This window comes from Bifidobacterium favimelis (genome assembly GCF_037963085.1).
Lineage (GTDB): Bacteria > Actinomycetota > Actinomycetes > Actinomycetales > Bifidobacteriaceae > Bombiscardovia > Bombiscardovia favimelis.
The window spans coordinates 635,877-652,456 of record NZ_JBANDZ010000001.1 but is presented as its reverse complement, the minus strand read 5'-3'; the positions used below and the strand labels follow the sequence as shown (position 1 = coordinate 652,456).

20 protein-coding genes and 1 tRNA gene are annotated in these 16,580 nt (G+C 61.5%); 6 read left to right on the top strand and 15 right to left on the bottom strand.

Annotated features, from left to right (window positions below):
* Positions 1–72: 72 nt before the first annotated feature.
* The 3 genes from V6584_RS02655 to purE form a co-directional block, all read right to left on the bottom strand.
* Positions 73–471: a Fur family transcriptional regulator gene (locus V6584_RS02655; protein WP_340468877.1), complete on the bottom strand. Its 399-nt coding sequence runs from the start codon at positions 469–471 to the stop codon at positions 73–75.
* 119 nt (positions 472–590) lie between these two features.
* On the bottom strand, positions 591–1,769 hold the full coding sequence (gene purK, locus V6584_RS02650; protein ID WP_340468876.1) for a 5-(carboxyamino)imidazole ribonucleotide synthase: 1,179 nt from the start codon (positions 1,767–1,769) through the stop codon (positions 591–593).
* Positions 1,753–2,259 carry a 5-(carboxyamino)imidazole ribonucleotide mutase gene (gene purE / locus V6584_RS02645; protein WP_340468875.1) on the bottom strand — a complete coding sequence of 169 codons (507 nt, stop codon included), beginning with the start codon at positions 2,257–2,259 and terminating at the stop codon, positions 1,753–1,755. Before purE ends, purK begins: the two co-directional genes overlap by 17 nt.
* A gap of 238 nt (positions 2,260–2,497) precedes the next feature.
* Between purE and V6584_RS02640 the strand changes: the two genes are divergently transcribed.
* On the top strand, positions 2,498–4,354 hold the full coding sequence (locus tag V6584_RS02640; protein WP_340468874.1) for a 1-deoxy-D-xylulose-5-phosphate synthase: 1,857 nt from the start codon (positions 2,498–2,500) through the stop codon (positions 4,352–4,354).
* A 3-nt stretch (positions 4,355–4,357) separates the two neighbouring features.
* Here V6584_RS02640 and V6584_RS02635 read toward each other — a convergent pair whose 3' ends face one another.
* Positions 4,358–5,569, bottom strand: a complete 1,212-nt coding sequence (locus V6584_RS02635; RefSeq protein ID WP_340468872.1) for a glycerate kinase family protein — start codon at positions 5,567–5,569, stop codon at positions 4,358–4,360.
* A 111-nt stretch (positions 5,570–5,680) separates the two neighbouring features.
* Complete coding sequence (locus V6584_RS02630) at positions 5,681–6,985, bottom strand: GntP family permease (protein WP_340468870.1); 1,305 nt, start codon at positions 6,983–6,985, stop codon at positions 5,681–5,683.
* A 203-nt stretch (positions 6,986–7,188) separates the two neighbouring features.
* Between V6584_RS02630 and V6584_RS02625 the strand changes: the two genes are divergently transcribed.
* Positions 7,189–7,265, top strand: a tRNA-Arg gene (locus V6584_RS02625).
* 188 nt (positions 7,266–7,453) lie between these two features.
* Positions 7,454–7,588 (top strand): hypothetical protein, encoded by a 135-nt coding sequence (locus V6584_RS02620; protein ID WP_340468869.1) that lies wholly within the window; start codon positions 7,454–7,456, stop codon positions 7,586–7,588.
* A gap of 68 nt (positions 7,589–7,656) precedes the next feature.
* Here V6584_RS02620 and V6584_RS02615 read toward each other — a convergent pair whose 3' ends face one another.
* Entirely contained in the window at positions 7,657–8,172 is a 516-nt protein-coding gene (locus tag V6584_RS02615) for a hypothetical protein (RefSeq protein WP_340468868.1), read from the bottom strand.
* A gap of 14 nt (positions 8,173–8,186) precedes the next feature.
* Between V6584_RS02615 and V6584_RS02610 the strand changes: the two genes are divergently transcribed.
* Positions 8,187–8,384 (top strand): hypothetical protein, encoded by a 198-nt coding sequence (locus tag V6584_RS02610; protein WP_340468866.1) that lies wholly within the window; start codon positions 8,187–8,189, stop codon positions 8,382–8,384.
* A gap of 209 nt (positions 8,385–8,593) precedes the next feature.
* On the opposite strand, the gene V6584_RS02605 is transcribed toward V6584_RS02610, so the two are convergent.
* Positions 8,594–9,040, bottom strand: coding sequence for a hypothetical protein (locus tag V6584_RS02605; RefSeq protein ID WP_340468865.1), 447 nt, complete (start codon positions 9,038–9,040; stop codon positions 8,594–8,596).
* A gap of 578 nt (positions 9,041–9,618) precedes the next feature.
* On the opposite strand from V6584_RS02605, the gene V6584_RS02600 reads away from it, so the two are divergent.
* Positions 9,619–10,368 (top strand): HEPN domain-containing protein, encoded by a 750-nt coding sequence (locus V6584_RS02600; RefSeq protein ID WP_340468863.1) that lies wholly within the window; start codon positions 9,619–9,621, stop codon positions 10,366–10,368.
* 67 nt (positions 10,369–10,435) lie between these two features.
* Here the strand turns inward: V6584_RS02600 and V6584_RS02595 are convergent, their stop codons facing one another.
* The 8 genes from V6584_RS02595 to uriH form a co-directional block, all read right to left on the bottom strand.
* Positions 10,436–10,672, bottom strand: coding sequence for a hypothetical protein (locus V6584_RS02595; RefSeq protein ID WP_340468862.1), 237 nt, complete (start codon positions 10,670–10,672; stop codon positions 10,436–10,438).
* Positions 10,673–10,688: 16 nt separating this feature from the next.
* Positions 10,689–11,480, bottom strand: a complete 792-nt coding sequence (locus tag V6584_RS02590) for an N-acetylmuramoyl-L-alanine amidase (protein WP_340469710.1) — start codon at positions 11,478–11,480, stop codon at positions 10,689–10,691.
* 157 nt (positions 11,481–11,637) lie between these two features.
* Positions 11,638–11,772 carry a hypothetical protein gene (locus V6584_RS02585; protein WP_340468861.1) on the bottom strand — a complete coding sequence of 45 codons (135 nt, stop codon included), beginning with the start codon at positions 11,770–11,772 and terminating at the stop codon, positions 11,638–11,640.
* Positions 11,769–12,062 (bottom strand): hypothetical protein, encoded by a 294-nt coding sequence (locus V6584_RS02580; protein ID WP_340468860.1) that lies wholly within the window; start codon positions 12,060–12,062, stop codon positions 11,769–11,771. Before V6584_RS02580 ends, V6584_RS02585 begins: the two co-directional genes overlap by 4 nt.
* On the bottom strand, positions 12,047–12,178 hold the full coding sequence (locus tag V6584_RS02575; protein ID WP_340486164.1) for a hypothetical protein: 132 nt from the start codon (positions 12,176–12,178) through the stop codon (positions 12,047–12,049). Before V6584_RS02575 ends, V6584_RS02580 begins: the two co-directional genes overlap by 16 nt.
* 109 nt (positions 12,179–12,287) lie before the next feature.
* On the bottom strand, positions 12,288–13,469 hold the full coding sequence (locus tag V6584_RS02570; RefSeq protein ID WP_340468859.1) for an SLC13 family permease: 1,182 nt from the start codon (positions 13,467–13,469) through the stop codon (positions 12,288–12,290).
* A 266-nt stretch (positions 13,470–13,735) separates the two neighbouring features.
* On the bottom strand, positions 13,736–15,160 hold the full coding sequence (uriT, locus tag V6584_RS02565; RefSeq protein WP_455423817.1) for a uridine transporter UriT: 1,425 nt from the start codon (positions 15,158–15,160) through the stop codon (positions 13,736–13,738).
* 6 nt (positions 15,161–15,166) lie between these two features.
* A complete protein-coding gene (gene uriH / locus V6584_RS02560) occupies positions 15,167–16,108 on the bottom strand; it encodes a uridine-preferring nucleoside hydrolase UriH (RefSeq protein WP_340468858.1) in 942 nt (313 codons plus the stop codon).
* 115 nt (positions 16,109–16,223) lie between these two features.
* Between uriH and V6584_RS02555 the strand changes: the two genes are divergently transcribed.
* Positions 16,224–16,556: a nucleotide pyrophosphohydrolase gene (locus tag V6584_RS02555; protein WP_340468857.1), complete on the top strand. Its 333-nt coding sequence runs from the start codon at positions 16,224–16,226 to the stop codon at positions 16,554–16,556.
* Positions 16,557–16,580: the final 24 nt, after the last annotated feature.

Here is a 16,580-nt window from a genome sequence, read left to right as displayed (position 1 = left end):
CGCGACATCCCCGCTTCCCCCGCAGTGGATGTCGCGGGCCCTGCCGCCTCTGCGTCGGGCCCGGTTTTGGAATCAGGAGAGCTTCTGGCAGTCCGGGCAGAGTCCGTATACTTCCAGGGTGTGGGATGAGACCGTGAATCCCTGTGAGGCCGCGACAGAATGCAGCCACTTGTCATCGGGGGGCTCGATTTCGACGGTCTTCCCGCAGGATTCGCAGACCAGGTGGTGATGGTGGTGGCGCTGGGCGCTGCACAGGCGGTAGAGGTTGACGCCGTGATGTTGGATGCAGTCCACAGCCCCGGACTCATGCATGGCCGACAGATGCCGGTAGACAGTGGCCAGACCGATCTTCTCGCCCGATTGGGCCAGGAGGCTGTGCAGTCTTTGCGCTGACAGGAAGTCATCCTCCGACTCCAACACCTGCCTTATGACATCCTTCTGCCAGGTGTGCCGAGACTCACGCTCACTCATATCAGGCCTTCCGTCATGATCGACTCTCACCATACCCCACCGCAGGCGTAAAAACCATACCTGTCAGCTGTGGGAATCGGCCGGGACGGAAGGGACCGGGGGTCGGCAGACTCGGGGGTTCACTCCTGATCCTTCCAACAGCCGCTGGCCTCCAACTGCCCGGCGGCGGCGACCGGATCGTCGGTCAGCACGGTCACATGGCCCATCTTGCGATCCCGTCGAATTTCCGCCTTGCCGTAGTCATGGACGTTCCATTCGGGATGGCGACCCATCTGGGCACGGACCGGGGCCACATGCTGCCCTAGGACGTTGACCATGACCGCCGGGCTCAGCAGGCGGGGGACGGGCAGGGGCCAGCCGGAGATTCCCCGTACATGTGCGTCGAACTGGTCGATGGAACAGGCTTCGATCGTGTAGTGCCCGGAGTTGTGCGGACGGGGGGCAAGCTCGTTGACGACCAGTCCCCCGTCCGGCATGACAAAGAGTTCGATGGCCAGGGTTCCTGCCAATTCAAAGCCATGAGCCAGCGTGATGGCCAGCTGCCTGGCCCGGTCGGCCGTGCTTTCGGGCATGGCTGCGGGGGCCAGCGTCATGTGGAGGATGTTGTGCCGGTGCTCGTTGCGGACCACGGGGAAGGTGACGTAATCCGCCCCATTCCCGGCCACGAGGATGGAGGCCTCGTAGTCGAAGGGGACCAGCCCCTCCAGGATCGAGGGAGGGAAGGCTCCGGTCTTTCCTCCGCCGCCGGACCGGACGGCGGCCATGGAGAGGTCATCCCGGGACCGCAGGATGACCTGTCCATGGCCGTCATATCCCCCCCTCCTGGTCTTGAGGACGCAGGGGTATCCCAACTCCCCCGCCGCCCTATCCAGTTGGTCCAGGTCGTCCACCTGCCTCCAGGGTGCGGTGGCGATCCCGTGTCCGTTGATGAAGGTCTTCTCATCGACCCTGTCCTGGGTGACCCGGAGCAGGTCCGTCCCTTGGGGGATGGCCACCCGCCCCCTGACCCCGTCGAGGGCGTCGGCATCCACATTTTCGAACTCGTAGGTGAGCACGTCGCTGCGGTCGGCCAACTCCCCTATGGCCGATCTGTCCTCGTACCCGGCCACGATCTGGAAATCCGCCACCTGCGCCGCCGGGCAGTCGGGGACAGGATCCAGGACACCTATGCGCAATCCGTGATAACGGGCGCTGAGGGCCATCATCCGTCCCAGTTGGCCCCCTCCGACGATGCCGATGACGTCGCCGGGCTGGAGCATCTCCCTCCTGCCGGAGGTCTCTTCAGACAAGCTCGGCATTGGACTCCTCCACCCCGGCGGCCAACTCCCGCCGGTATTCCTCCAGGTCCCCGGCCAGACGGCCGTCAACCAGGGAGAGCATGGAGACGGCCAGGAGCCCGGCGTTTGTGGCACCTGCGGGACCGATGGCCGTGGTGGCCACGGGGATCCCCGCCGGCATCTGGACGATGGACAGGAGGGAGTCCATCCCGCTGAGGGCGTGCGATCTGACCGGGACTCCGATGACGGGCAGGGTGGTCTGGGCGGCCACCATACCCGGCAGGTGGGCTGCCCCGCCGGCCCCGGCGATGATCACCTTGATTCCCCGAGAGCGGGCTTCACGGGCGAAGTCAGCCATAAGACCAGGAGTCCTGTGTGCGGAAATCACCCGTTTGTCATAAGCCACATGGAACCTGTCAAGCACCTCACAGGCCTTGCGCATCGTCTCCCAGTCGCTGGCAGACCCCATGATCACGGCGACCTGGGCCTGCCTCCCCTTTTCTTCAGCCATATGGTCCTCCATCGTTGGTCACCTCCGATAGTACGCAAAAGACGGGAGCGCAAGATGCTGGACACGGCATACGGACAGGCAATCGTGAAAGTCTCATGGACGAAACGGCAGGGCCTGGTAAACAATCGGCCCCTGAGCGAATCGTCCTCCGGCAAACGGATAGAATCGAGCGGTCACAGGGTAACAGGGGCAGGAATGCCGGAACGGCCAGGAGCCAGGAAGACAGGCGATAGCAGGCATGGGCACAATCCTCGAACGGATCGACGGACCCGAAGACGTCAAGTGTCTGGACAGGGAGGAGCTCGAGGGGCTGGCGGCTGAGATCCGTGCCGTCCTCATCGAATACTGCGGCGCCCACGGTGGGCATGTGGGGTCCAACCTGGCCACCGTGGAGCCCATCATCGCCCTCCACAGGGTCTTCAACCCGCCTCATCATGACCACATCGTCTTCGACGTCTCCCACCAGGCGTACACCCACAAGATCCTGACCGGGCGCAGACGGGCCTTCACCGACCCCTCCCTGTACGGGACGGTCTCCGGGTTCACCTGCCCCGAAGAATCCCCCTATGACGACTTCATGCTGGGTCATACCGGCACCTCCATCTCCCTGGCCTGCGGGCTGGCCCGCATGAGGGACCTGACCGGGGACGACGGCAATGTCGTCGCCTTCATCGGGGACGGCTCCCTGAGCAGCGGCCCGGCCTTCGAGGGACTGGATTGGGCGGCCGAACAAGGTGGCAACCTGATCGTCATCCTCAATGACAACGAGATGTCCATCGCAGAGAACCATGGCGGCCTCTACCGGTCCCTGGCGGCCTTGAGGCGGAGCGGCGGCAGGTCAGCCATGAACCCCTTCAGGGACCTGGGCCTGGACTACCGCTACGTGGAGGAAGGGAACGACCTGGGCTCCCTCATCGACGCCTTCGAGGCGGCAAAGGACATCGACCATCCCATCCTGATCCACATTCACACCCGGAAGGGGCTGGGTCTGGGCCATGGCCGGAGGTCCGGCTCCGGTCTCCTCGAAGGGACACCGGCCGAAGGGAGGGTGGAAGGCAATCATTGGGAGGATGCCCGCTCCAGCGTCGGCAACCTTCCCAACTCGCGCAAGACTTACGGCCGTCTGGCCATGCAGGCCCTCCAGAGGCGCTTCGCTGACGAGCCCGGCCTGGTCGTCATATCACCCGCGACGGCCCTGTCCAACGGAATCGACCCGGAATTCCGCAGACAGGCGGGGAGCCACTTCATGGATGTGGGAATCACCGAATCCAACGCCGTGGCGCTGGCAGCCGGCATGGCCAGGGCAGGCGGGCACCCTGTCGTGGCCACCTCCTCCACCTTCTTCCAGCGCGCCTACGACCAGATCGAACAAGAGATGGCCCTGAACGGCAGCGCCGTGACGCTTCTGAACTTCTCAACCGGCATTTCCGGCACTGACGTGACCCATTCCGGCGTCAGCGACATCGCCATGATGACCAGCATCCCCGGGTTGACCTGCCTGGCCCCCACCGGGGCGGCCGACTTCCTGTCCATGCTGGCCTGGGCCACCGGCCCGGCACATCGGCCCGTCGTGATCCGCGTGCCCGGCGAACTGACCCTGGCCTATGAGCGCAGACAGGGCACCCTGACAGGTGAATACCCCAAGGCCCCAGTCGCGGACGGAACCTTCGACGGCGGGCATTGGGAACACTACCGCACCCTTCAATCCGGGCAGGGGGTGGCCCTTCTGGCCCTGGGCGACACCCTCCCCCTGGCCCGCGCCACAGCCGCGATCCTGACCGAGAGGACAGGCAGGGCCCCGACACTGGTCGATCCCGGCCAATATTCCCTCATGGATGATGACACCCTGGAAGGCCTTGGGAAGGACCACCGCCTCGTAGCCACCTTGGAGGACGGCCAGGTAGAGGGAGGATGGGGACAGAGGATAGCCTCATATTTCGGATCCTCCCCCCTCCATGTGATCAACTTCGGCCCGGCACGGGAATTCAACGACCGGGTTCCCGTGGGCCAGCTGCGGGAGCGCTACGGGATGACCCCCGTCTTCATGGCCTCCCGCCTGGAGGAGGCCATGAAGGGTATGGAACAAGGGGATTGACGGCTAGGCCTGCCTGCGGACGACCTTGACCAGCCGGCCGACGTTTTCGGCGCTTCTTGCCAGGTTCGCCCTTCCGGCGCTCAAGGCCGTCTCCAGGGTGGACACACCGGGCAGGATTGGGAAGATGGCATCGATCCCCAGGTTGTAGAGGTCGCCTATCTCATCACCCACGTTGCCTGCCAGGGCCACGACGGCTATCCGGGGATTGGCCTTCTTGACGCACTGGGCCACCCCCATGGGGGTCTTGCCGTACTGGGTCTGGAAGTCGATTCCACCCTCTCCGGTGAAGCAGATGTCGGCATCGGCGGCCCTCTGCGCCAGGCGGACGGTCCTGGAGACTATGGTCACCCCGGAATCCATGCTGGCGTTGGTGAAGGCCAGGAGGCCTGCCCCCAACCCGCCTGCGCCACCTGCACCCGGCACATGGGCCACCTGGCGGCCCACATCACGGGCGATCACATCGGCGTAATGGGTCAGGTTGGCATCCAGGCGCTCGATCATCTCCGGAGTGGCCCCCTTTTGGGGCCCGAAGACGGCAGAGGCCCCGGTGGCGCCCACCAGGGGGTTGGTCACATCGGAGGCGATGAGGACCTTGACCTGGGCAAGACGGGGATCGAGACCGGAGATGTCGATCGAGGACAGGTCAGCCAGGGCTCCCCCGCCGGGTCCGAGCTCCTTTCCGTCCTTGTCGAGGAGGCGGGCTCCCAGGGCCTGGGCCATCCCGGCCCCACCATCATTGGTGGCGCTGCCGCCTATGCCCAGGATGATGGTGTGCACACCCTGGTCAAGGGCCTTGCGCATGAGCTCACCGGTCCCGTAGGTGGTGGTGATCCAGGGGTTCTTGGTGGTCTCGTCCACATAGCCGATCCCACTGGCCTCGGCCATCTCGATGACGGCCATACCGCCCTTGCCCCCGGTCGTCGGGACGCTGCCGGACCCGTCGCTTTCACCTCCCAGGTCACCAACCTGTGGGCCCAGGATGCCATAGGAAGCCGTCACCGGCTTGCCCAGTGGGCCGGTCACCTGGGCCTGTTCAAGACTGCCGCCGGTGGCATCCACAAGGGACTGGACCGTCCCCTCACCTCCGTCGGCCATGGGGACCAGGTCGTATTCGGCATCCGGCAGGACCCTGGTGAGTCCCTCCCTGATGGCCTCGGCCGCGTCCTTGGCTGTCATGCACCCCTTGAAGGAGTCGGGTGCGATGATGATCTTCATGTCAACCTCGTTTCATTCTGCAGGATACGGCGGGACAGGTGGCCGGACGGGAGCCTAATCATCCCATCCGGCCCTGAAGGACCGCCGATCCGACTGCTCGTGTGTTCGGAATCAGAAAATGGCGTAGAAGATGACGGCCACCACCGTCATGGTCAGACCGACCAGGCTCTCGAAGAGGACGCTCTTCATACGCTCGCCCACCGTCATCTTCATGGCGTTGGCCGTGACGTGGAAGTAGTTGCCGTGGGGAAGATGGTCGATGACCGTGGCACCCGCCTGCATGGTGACAGCGGCCGCTGTCGGGGTGACGCCGAAGTCCAGGATGGCCGATCCGAAGGACTTGGAGCCGAGGATGACGCCCGTCGAGGTGGAGGCTGTGGCCGCGGCCATGAGGATGCCTGCCAGCGGGGCCAGGAGGGACCCGGAAACGCCCCAGGCCTTGATCAGACGAACGATCTGGGCTGCCAGGTCGGAGTTGGTGATCAGACCGCCGATGGCACCTGCGCCCACCAGGATGAGGACCACGTCGGTCATCCGCTGGAGGCCCGACTTGGTGTAGTCGAGGATGTGCTTGCCCTGTCCCATGGCCAGGAGGCCGATGATGGCCGCCAGGGGGAGGATGTACATGGCATCGACCTGGAATTTTGTCAGGAGGGAGATGTGGAGCATGCTCCCGATGGGGTTGATGAGGAGAAGGACCACGGCGATGATCGGGGCCACCAGGGAACGGCCGATGGAGGGCAGTTCCTTGTCGTCCTTCTTGGCCTGCCCGTCCTCACCGGCATCGATGGCAGTGGGCATGGCCCCCCGCCCGCGCAGGATGGTGGCCAGGAACACGGCCATGGCCAGGCCGAAGACGGCTGGGATGAAGCTGCCGATCATGACCTGGGAGGGTTGGATGTTGAAGCCCGAGGCCACGGCGATCGTGTTCGGGTTGGGGGAGATGATGTTGCCGGCCTTTCCGCCTCCGGACAGGGCCACGAGGAGGGCCAGCTTGGAGATCTTCAGCCTCTCCCCCACCTGCATGGCAATCGGCGCGACGATCAGAACCGCCACGGGGATGAAGACACCGACCGCGCAGATGATCATGGTTGCCAGGGCCAGTGAAAGGATGGCCAGGCCCTCGCCCAGCTTGTCGACGATGGTCTGGGCTATGCGGTTGGCCGCACCGGACTCCATCATCACCCCGGCCAGGACGCCTGCGGCCAGGACCCTCACGATCGTGCCCATGACGCTTTGTCCGCCGGCGACGATCACATCGACCGTCTTGGGCAGTGAGGCACCGCCGATCAGGCAGCCCACCACCGCACCCAGGAGGAGGGCATAAGTTGCGTTGACCTTTTTCAGAATCAGTACGATGGCGAGGGCAAGGCCTATCAAGGCGGCCCACCACCCTATGGAAACTCCTTCGACCATTTTCAGGACCTCTCATCCTCTTGCAATCATCAGCGACTCCAGTCCCACCTCAACACTGCGGCAGGACCGGCCTCCGCCCTCTGTGGCGAATATCACAATTATAAGCACGAAATCCGCAGGACTCAATGCCGGACGCGGTCATTCGCCGCTGAAGGCCACACCGGCACGCAGGGAGGGACCGGGTGCGTATAATGATGGGGTTTGGCCCCGTAGCTCAGCTGGATAGAGCAACTGACTTCTAATCTGTAGGTCGCGAGTTCGAATCTCGCCGGGGTCACCAGCAAAAGCCCTACTCCCCACTGAGAAGCAGGGCTATTCCTTTAACCCTATACAGCACTTGAAAACCCGCATGTGTGACCCATGTGTGACCCATAATTGGCAAAACGAGTACCACCGGCGAGTCTTGTATTTGCGCCAGACTGCTCTGAGGGTGCTTTCTTTGGTCTGGTATCTGACGGTGTCGAGGTCTTGGCGGATCTGCCTGTGCAGGTCGGCGAGGTGCTGTCGCTCTGCCGGTGTGAGGCCTGGCTGGTGCTCCTGGTCGATGACCTGGTCGAGGTGCTTGTGGAGGAGTGTGGTGACCTGGGCTTTGAGGTCGGCTGACGCTGGTCGGTCGCTCCTGTGGTCGGGGTACTGGCTGATGTCACCGGGATAGTTGGGCATGGGTCTTATCACTTATAGTCTTTATGCACTATCATTTGAGTCCTTACATCATCCAGACGGTATTCGAAATCTGTCACCTTCTCGATAAATTGAGTCATATAATCACGGGTAATCGGGAACTGCTTGTTCGCTTCGGCGTGATTCCTGGCCGTCGCCTTCACCTTGGTTCGCAGGTATTGCTCCCCGGTCTCCTCATCAGTACATGGGAAAGCATGGATGATACGATCCCGCCGATGGCAGAGATCCTGAAAATCGTCATGCAACTTAGGATTTATATAACTCTTATCATCAAGATGATGATTCACATCGTCGCATATCATGCCTGCCGTCTGGTCGGTGAGCTTCCACCAATCGAGATTGACGCACCCTTGGGACCGCAGCAGCTCGACGATGAAAGACTGGCAGCGGTCGAAGCAGTAGACGGAGGCCCCCAGGAGCGTGATGTAATCGAGCTCAGGGAGGATTGACGCAGCCCTGCCGTCTATCCCTATCTCCCCGTACGTCTCTTCTGCCGTCTTGTCCATATCAGCCCTTCCTCGTGCCTGCCATCTTAGTGGCATCCTCGGCAAGCACCTGGCACAGCCTGACCGAAGCCGCCGCCGACCTCATCGCCCACGGCGAGGGGCACAAGGACGGGGACCTGAGCGCCACCCTGTCAGGAATCAGCCGTGCGGCACGCGGAGACAGAAGCACCCACCGGGCCTACGGATACGAATGGCACTTCCCCGACGACTGACCAAGCTGGTAGGTGTCATGCCGTGTCGAATCAGTCCGGCCGGGGAAACGGCATGACACCTTAAAACTACTCAACATCACCGGTACTAGACAGGCTCTGTGTACATGTTGACATTAGCGCACCAGTCAGAACATACCAGAGAATGAAACGTGCTTTCCGGTATTTCCGGGGAACTCGGGCACGACAATACCTGACAACACCCGTTTAAATCAGCAGGATGCCATAGCCAGCGATGCTACATTTTTCCCTGTAAGAGCAAATTCTGTCAGCAAAACCGCGTGAGATGATTTCTCCTTCAGGTAAGAAACAAGCATACCGATGTCGGAATCTGAAATCTTGCTGCTAGTCATTACCTCTTCATTGTGATGCTCTTTATCGCATTGCCTTTCGGTCATTTGCTTGAAACCCACAACCATGACACGGGGATACTTCCCTGTGAAAGTCTGTCGATTTGGGTATAAGACGCACAGCAAGACAAAATCGGATCCCGTGTCTGATACCCGCTCGAAAACGCTCTTCACTTTCTCTGACTCTTCAACCGCGACAATGGGCGTCGAGGGTGTATAATGAAACCAATCCAGTATTCGCTTGCTCTTCGGATCACTCAGATACCTCTGGGTTTCCATTATCGCTTCGACATTTACTTTCGGTGTCATATCTCTGCGAACCACCTTTCACAGATAACTGATGCGTTCTCAAGCAATTTCTTCTGGCATATATAGAACTCTTCGTTTACAAACAATCTCCCTGTTCCGTCATTAGGAATATCTGCCAGCTTCCGTTTTAAACCCCTATTGTCGGACAAAGAGGACTCTGGGTTAAACTCGTGAACATGTAAATCCGGTTCGGGCTTCGCGCAATCAATGCGGTAAAGACATCTTCCTCTGTGATTGTCGTCATATTCACTGGGTAAATACAACCCCATGGTAAAAGCAACTATCCTATTGTTATAGGACGCTGCATCGGAGATGAAGTTAACCGTGTAATAGGCTTGAAATATTCTGCTTTCCCAGTTAACTCTATCTGGCGGCTTATAGGGTGCTGGGGGGGGTCATAGCAGGCAACGGGGCATCGCGCTTCCCCTTCCTTCTTCGTTCTTTCCCATAACCACCCACGAATCAAAGTATATCACTGGTATGCTCATGAGCATACCAGTGATATACTTTGACGCAATAAAAAAAGTCGCCCCCGCTCCGGTCTCCCGGGGCGAGGGCGCGTTGAATAGAATTAGGTTATGCAAAACGCGAGTTTCCCCAAATTCCAGCGGGCAAAGATAATCCGCAAATCAGTGAGTGGTTTTAATGACCCAGATGTCAAGAAGCTGATCCACACGTCCATGGCCCCCATGTTCCGCGCCGAGAAAGAACAGCGCACTGTTGAGCAAGCCGAGCTAATAGACTCATATCTTAACGCCTTGGAAGCCGTGCGAGATGTGGCTCTCAAGTGCGCCGAACAAGAGGACGTTGTCGAAAGGATGTTTAAAAGCAAGTCCCTGACAGCAATGCCTTTGCTTTTCCTCAGCAGACACGTGGTCGAACTCACTTTGAAGAGCACGCTGACCTCTCAAGGAAGAAACCCGAAAAAGATACACATGCTGCAGAAATTATGGAAGTCCGCAGAACCGGTATGCCGACGGAAACTCCCCGAGGATCAGATTTCAGAAATAAGCGACTTCATAGGCTTCTTCAATGGGTTAGACCCGCATGGCACCCGCTTCCGTTACTCCACTCGCGCAGAAGACGGTTCTGTCGACGCGCTGAACGATGCAATCCTATGGCTTGATCCGACCCTGCTCGTATCTTACGTTGAATCACTGGTCACAGTCTTCCGGCAGGCAGGGTTAATCCCCGAAAACCAAATCGAAAAATACAAAGCAACAAGACTGAATGCTCACTATGTTGAACTCACAACCAAGGAGGAGAGCGAGTCAGGTGAGTTCCTCCCATACGACGTCGAGCGCTTCACCACCAAACAATCCCTATAATCAGATGGAATCGTTCGCCATTTGAGGGTAGGGCAGGTGTCATACCTGCCCTACCCTCAAACCTCGTCTACTTGCCTGCGAGTCTTACGGGGTTGTAGGCGACGCCGAAGCCGGCGGTGAGGGCTCCTGCTGCGGTCGAGATGAAGCCGCCGATCTCGGGGTGGACGAAGCACATGAAGCCCAGGCCGGTGATGGAGGCAATCAGGCCGAGCACGTAGATGGCGGTGCGCACCGCGTCGGGGAAGACCGGCGTGTAACCAGGCTGGTCCGAGGCATGCTCGGGCATGGGATCGCTGTCTGTCATGGTGTCATCCATCCTTTCAGAAGGTTCCTTGGTTGAGCCGGGCCTGGAGGGCCCTGACGGTCGCGGGCCCGAAACTGCCGTCCTGCACCACCCCCAGATGCGCCTGGATGGCGCGGATGGTGGCCGGACCCAGCAGCCCGTCCCGGGCCAGGCCCAGCCTGGCCTGCACGGCGCGGATGAGCTGACTGCCGTACCCTCCATACGTGCAGGAGGCCAGGCTTGGCCTGGCGTAGGTGCGCCCGTCGGGCTCCACCTGCCCGGAGACCACCCCGTCCGCCTGCGTGCCCATGACCTGCTGCCATCTCTTGACCGTGGCGGGGCCGCAGGAGCCGTCCACCGCGATCTGCGGCACGGAAGGCTTGGGTGCAGGTGCGGGTGCCGGCTTGGGGACTGCCGGCGGTGCGGCTGGTGCGGGCTTGCCGGCGGGCAGGCCGCGTGCCAGGCGGTCGATGCGCGCCAGGTCGTACGTGCCCGGGCAGGCCATGTTAGACCAGTGCTTGTGCGGGTAGAGGGGCAGGTCGCCGTAGGTGGAGCGCAGGTCGCGCACCAGCTCCGCGATCGTCTCATAGTCCCCGTCCGACTGCCTGGGGTTGCACTCGATCGATATGGAGCAGTCGTTGCCGCCCGACCGGCAGCCGATGCCGTCGCCGCACGCCCAGGCGCGGTCGTCGGGGTCCACCAGGCAGGCCACGCGGCCCGCCTCCGCCACGTAGTGCGCGGACGTGCCCCGGGCACCCGTCACAAAAGTGTTGACCACCCCCTCGAACGTCGGGCGGGTGCCCGGGTCCCCCCACCAGTGGATGGTGATGGACGCGATCTTCCAGGGCCTGCCCTTGGTCAGTCACTTCGCGTCCTTGTCGGTGATGAGCTCGTATGCCATCACGGACCTCCAATCCGCCCCCTCCCGGGGCATGAAAAAAGCCGCCCCGCCCGGGGCGGCCATGATCGATATGTGTGTTTGTGTGTCAGGCCGTGATGAGAAGCACGCCCAGGGCCATGAGGGCCAGCGGCTTGAGCAGCCTGGCCGCCAAAGCCAGCACACCCAGGCAGGCGGCCACCGCCGGAAAAACCATGAAGAAGCCGGCCAGCATGCGTCTCACCGCCTCTCCCCCGACATGTCCTGATAGGCATCCAAGGCCATGATCTGGTCATGCAACATAGTCCCAGTCCCGTTACCGCCCAACTCGTGGTAGGCACGATAGACGCGTTCGGCCTCATCCTGGACACTCACGCTGATCGGTTCATGATGGACCACATGCTGGGTGTGAATCTCCAACAGCTCTGTCCTCAACAGGGTTCGCAGGCCGGTCTGCATGGCCCTGTCACGCGCCTCTTGCGCCTCATCCCTGGCACACTCCGCCTCACGCAGGCGGCTCAGACCCCTGGACAACCAACCAGGTCACTGAGCAGGATGGGGATGACCCAGCCGAGGATGTCCAACAGATTGTCGATGCTCACGTCCGGGCACCCCCAGGCTGCGTGGTGGGAGAAGAAAGCCACGGGCATCTTCTCGACACATGACCAACGGTTGCCAGACGGTGGGCAGCCCTGATGAACCAGAGAGACTTGGGAGGCCCCGGCCGCACGAGGTCATCCATCCCAAGCGGAAACGGAGTCATTCGATGACGACGGCCATCCCCAGGAGGACCACCAGGAAGACCATGTTGCAGGCGGTGTAGACGGCCAGGTAGCGGCCCTTCTTCGTCGGATACCGCTTGATGACCGCCTTGTAGGAGACCAGTGAGGCCATCGATGCTATCAGGGTGCCCAGCCCGCCCAGGTTGGTCCCGATGATGATGTCCTTCCAGGCATCGGAGAATCCGGAGACCAGGAGGGCCGTCGGGACGTTGCTGATCACCTGGCTGCACAGGGCGGAAGTCAGCAGGGGGTGGACGTTGACCAGGCCGGAGACCAGGTTGTAGAAGGCGGGCAGACGGCGGGCGTTCCCGATGAAGATGAAGAAGGCAACGAAAGTCAGCAGGAGTCCCCAGTCCACATGGAGGAAGACCTGGCGGTCGCAGGCCAAAAAGGTCAGGACGACGATGCCCACCATGGCCCACTGCGGAATCACCTTGCCCACCCCAAGGAGGCAGACGACAAAGAGGAACAGGTAGACGGCGATCCGCCATTTGCCGCCCTGTTGCATCTCACGCACCTGTGGCTGGATCTTATCCGGATTCGGTGCCAGCACGGACTTCCTCAGGTCGTCGGCATCCATGTGCTCCAGCCTGGAGACCCGCCCCCTGCCGAAGGCGAACCAGCAGACCAGGACCAGCATGACGGCCGAGACCAGGGTGTATGGGGCCATCGCCATGAGAAAGTCGGAGGTGGGCATGTCCGAACGGGCCTTCAGATAGAGGTTGTGGGCGTTGCCGATGGGGGTGAGCATGCTGCCCACGTTGGCGCCGACGGTCATCAACGTGACCACGAGGAAGGTCCTCTCCTCCAGGCCGGCCATGATCAGGACCGCAATCGCGAAGGGGACGAAGGTCACCAGGGCCACGTCGTTGGTGATGAACATGCTGGAGAAGAAGGTCAGCGCCACCAGGACCAGGGCCAGCCCACGGACCGTGTGGACCCTCGTCAGAAGGTCTGCGCCGATTGCGTGGAAGACCCCTATGCGTTGAAAGCCGCAGACCACCAGCATGAGCGAACCCAGCTGGGTGATCGTGTTCATGTGTATGTAGCCCAGATATTGGCGGTCTGGATGGACCAGAAAGCAGGAGATGATGGCTATGGCTGTGGCTATGAGGAGAACAGTCTCGCTTTTCAGCAGGCTCTTCAGCCAATGTCGCATCGTCACCTCCGGCATGAAAATATCCGGTATCAGTCTACTCTCACCTTCCCCGGCGGCTCACACGGGAGGAGGGGCCATCCCTGAGAAAAGGCTTGAGAAAAGGAAGGACCCGTCCCTCCACCGTCAAACGTGAGGACTGCGGCTGAAGGGATCGGGTCTGACCCCGGCCAGGTCCCCTCCCGCCGTCAGGAGGAGGAAGGGAACCTGTGGAAGGTCAGGTCGCCGGTACCGAACGGGCAGCCGGCGACCCTTTCGTACCTTGCGGATTACTTCTTTTCCTCCTCGCCGGGTATCAGCAGGGAGCAGAGAAGTGCGATCGCCATGAGGACGGCACCTCCCACCATGGCGGCCACATACCCCCCGCGCCCGTCGCCGGAACCGGAGAAGGAGTTCATGAAGGCATACAGCACCGCGTAGCTGAGGCCGGAGCCGAGATTGAAGGCACCGGCGTTGAGGCCGGGAAGGTACCCGGTGTTGTCCGCAGGGGACAGGACCACTCCCAGTCCGTTGAGCATGATGTTGACCGTTCCAGCGTAGGAGACACCAAGCACCACGGAAAGCACCACCAGACCCCAGATGCTGGGCCGGAAGCAGACGTAGACACCGAAGGCAAGCCCTAGGATGCTGACCAGTTGGCCGGTCCGGAGAACCATGCGGTATCCGAATCTCGAAGCCAGGATGCCGGCCACGGGTCCGAAGACCAACCCGACCAGTGCATATGGGGTCAGTGTGGCGAAGGAGACCACGCTGGCCTTCATGCCGGCCCCGATATTGCCATCCTGGGCCAGGGCGGGGACGATGCCGTTCATGATGGCGAAGACGGCGATCATCGTGGTCAGGGTCGTCAGCAGGAGACCCCAGGTGCGGCGCTGCTTGAGATAGGTGGTCGTGACCATGGGTGCCCTGCTGCGCCCCTCCGTCTGCCAGAAGACGACGAAGAAGACGGCGGCCACCAGAATCTCGACCAGGACCATGAGCCAGTTGGCATCTGCCAGTTTCTCGACCTCATTGATGGCCAGGTAGGCCGAGAGGAAGGCCACGCACAGGAAGATGACCCCGGCCCAGTCCATCCTTGGGGTCTGGGCCGCATGACTCTCCTCGGCGAAGCAGAAGACCAGCACGATGGCCAGCACGGCCACTGCCACCATGAACCAGAAGACCGAGCGGAAACCGAAGGTTCCGGCCAGCCAGCCGCCCAGGAGGGCGTCCACCCCGCCGATGCCGCCGTTGACGGCCGTCAGGATCGACATGAGCCTGGTATAACGGGCCTCCTCGGTAACCGCAGCATGGAGCATGATCAGGGTCATGGGGACCACGGGCCCTGCCACGCCCTGGATGACGCGGCCGACCATCAGCACCGCCACATTGGGCGCCAGGGCGGAGATCACACAGCCCAGGGCCGTCAGGGCCAGCATGCCCAGGAGGACCTTCTTGCGTCCCGCCAGGTCACCCAGTCGGGGCAGGAAGAGGGAGAAAACGGCACAGGAGGTGAAGAAGACGGTCTGCGTCAGCCCTATCTGGGAGCTGGTCGTGCCCAGCTCGTGCTCCATCGTCGTCAGCGCCGGCGACAGCATGGAGGCATTGAGCTGGAAGGCGAAGACAGCGGCCATCAGTGCCGCCATCAGGGCCACGATCGACCTGCCCCCGCCGTTCACGGGCGCGGAGACGGCATTTTCGGAATCGTTCTTCACCGTGATTCACCCGATCCTCTTGATGGCATCCACGATGAGATCCCAGAAGCCGTCGAAGTCCAATTTCACGGCGACCTGGGTGTGGCATTCCTCGGCACTGGGCTCCGGACCGCGCAGGTCGGCCACCGTCATCCCTGTGGTCAGCTCCCCCTTGACTTCCACGTCGACGGGGCACCTGCGGGTCTTGACGATATCGGGATCGATCAGATAAGCGACAGTGCAGGGATCGTGGACCGGGGGGTCGACGAAGTCCTGATTGTCCTTGTAGGACTTGCGGAAGAAGTCCATGAGCCCGCTGACGAAGGTTGACAGGTCGGTGCCGATGGACCGGATGCGCTCCTGGACCTCGGGGGTGCACAGGGCCTGGTGGGTCAGATCCAGACCGACCATGGTCACCGGCCAGGGGGCGTTGAAGACCACCCGCGCCGCCTCCGGGTCCACCTTGATGTTGAACTCCGCAACAGGACTCCAGTTGCCAACATGATAGCCGCCTCCCATAAGGACGACCTCGCGGACCCTCTCCACGATTCTGGGCTCCTTGCGGGCGGCCATGGCGATGTTGGTCAGGGGGCCGGTGGGCACCAACGTAATGGTGCCGGGCTCGTTGTCCATGATGGTCTCGATGATCCAGTCCACGGCGTGGCCGGGATCCAGGGGACGGGTGGGCACAGGCAGGTCGACACCGTCCAGGCCGCTCTGACCGTGGATGGAAGCCGCCACTTCAAGGGGGCGGACCAGGGGTCGGTCGCAACCTGCGTGGACGGGCACATCGGTGGCGTGGGCCTTCTCAAGGACCGCCCTGGCATTGTATGTGACCTTGTCCAGACTCTGATTGCCCCCGACAGTGGTGACACCCAGCAGATCGATGTTGGGGTTTCCGAGGGCGAGAAGTATGGCCACTGCGTCATCGTGGCCCGGATCGCTGTCCAGAATTATCTTGTGAGTCATTTGATATTCAACTTCCTTTTGTTGTCTTCGGGCCGTCACACGGACGTCCCGCAGAAAAGTGTAGATGAAAGCATGTATCTACGTGTGTCATAGGCACGCGGGTTATCATGACGATATGATCAGTGACTCTACTGTAAAAGCAATCATGGAAGCGGCACGCGAGCGCGACTGGGACAGGTTCCACTCCCCCGCGACCCTCTCCCGTTCCATCAGCATCGAGGCGGCTGAGCTGCTCGAATGTTATCAGTGGGGTGATGAGGCCAGAGACGGTGACCTGGGCCATGTGGCGGACGAGTTGGCTGATGTTCTCACCTATTGCATAGAAATGGCCGAATGCATGGGCTTGGACATGGACAAAATCGTCTTGGACAAGCTGGCCAAGACCAAGCTGAAGTACCCTGTCGAAACCTCCAAGGGAAGCACGGAGAAGTACCGGGAACTGCACTGACCGGTCTCAGACCGTTGACCCGGA

Bases quoted from the DNA above. Each gene is read 5' to 3' on its own strand.
- V6584_RS02655 (WP_340468877.1), bottom strand. From the start codon at position 471: ATGAGTGAGCGTGAGTCTCGGCACACCTGGCAGAAGGATGTCATAAGG.
- purK (WP_340468876.1), bottom strand. From the start codon at position 1,769: ATGCCGAGCTTGTCTGAAGAGACCTCCGGCAGGAGGGAGATGCTCCAG.
- purE (WP_340468875.1), bottom strand. From the start codon at position 2,259: ATGGCTGAAGAAAAGGGGAGGCAGGCCCAGGTCGCCGTGATCATGGGG.
- V6584_RS02640 (WP_340468874.1), top strand. From the start codon at position 2,498: ATGGGCACAATCCTCGAACGGATCGACGGACCCGAAGACGTCAAGTGT.
- V6584_RS02635 (WP_340468872.1), bottom strand. From the start codon at position 5,569: ATGAAGATCATCATCGCACCCGACTCCTTCAAGGGGTGCATGACAGCC.
- V6584_RS02630 (WP_340468870.1), bottom strand. From the start codon at position 6,985: ATGGTCGAAGGAGTTTCCATAGGGTGGTGGGCCGCCTTGATAGGCCTT.
- V6584_RS02615 (WP_340468868.1), bottom strand. From the start codon at position 8,172: ATGGACAAGACGGCAGAAGAGACGTACGGGGAGATAGGGATAGACGGC.
- V6584_RS02605 (WP_340468865.1), bottom strand. From the start codon at position 9,040: ATGACACCGAAAGTAAATGTCGAAGCGATAATGGAAACCCAGAGGTAT.
- V6584_RS02600 (WP_340468863.1), top strand. From the start codon at position 9,619: ATGCAAAACGCGAGTTTCCCCAAATTCCAGCGGGCAAAGATAATCCGC.
- V6584_RS02595 (WP_340468862.1), bottom strand. From the start codon at position 10,672: ATGACAGACAGCGATCCCATGCCCGAGCATGCCTCGGACCAGCCTGGT.
- V6584_RS02575 (WP_340486164.1), bottom strand. From the start codon at position 12,178: ATGCCCGTGGCTTTCTTCTCCCACCACGCAGCCTGGGGGTGCCCGGAC.
- V6584_RS02570 (WP_340468859.1), bottom strand. From the start codon at position 13,469: ATGCGACATTGGCTGAAGAGCCTGCTGAAAAGCGAGACTGTTCTCCTC.
- uriH (WP_340468858.1), bottom strand. From the start codon at position 16,108: ATGACTCACAAGATAATTCTGGACAGCGATCCGGGCCACGATGACGCA.
- V6584_RS02555 (WP_340468857.1), top strand. From the start codon at position 16,224: ATGATCAGTGACTCTACTGTAAAAGCAATCATGGAAGCGGCACGCGAG.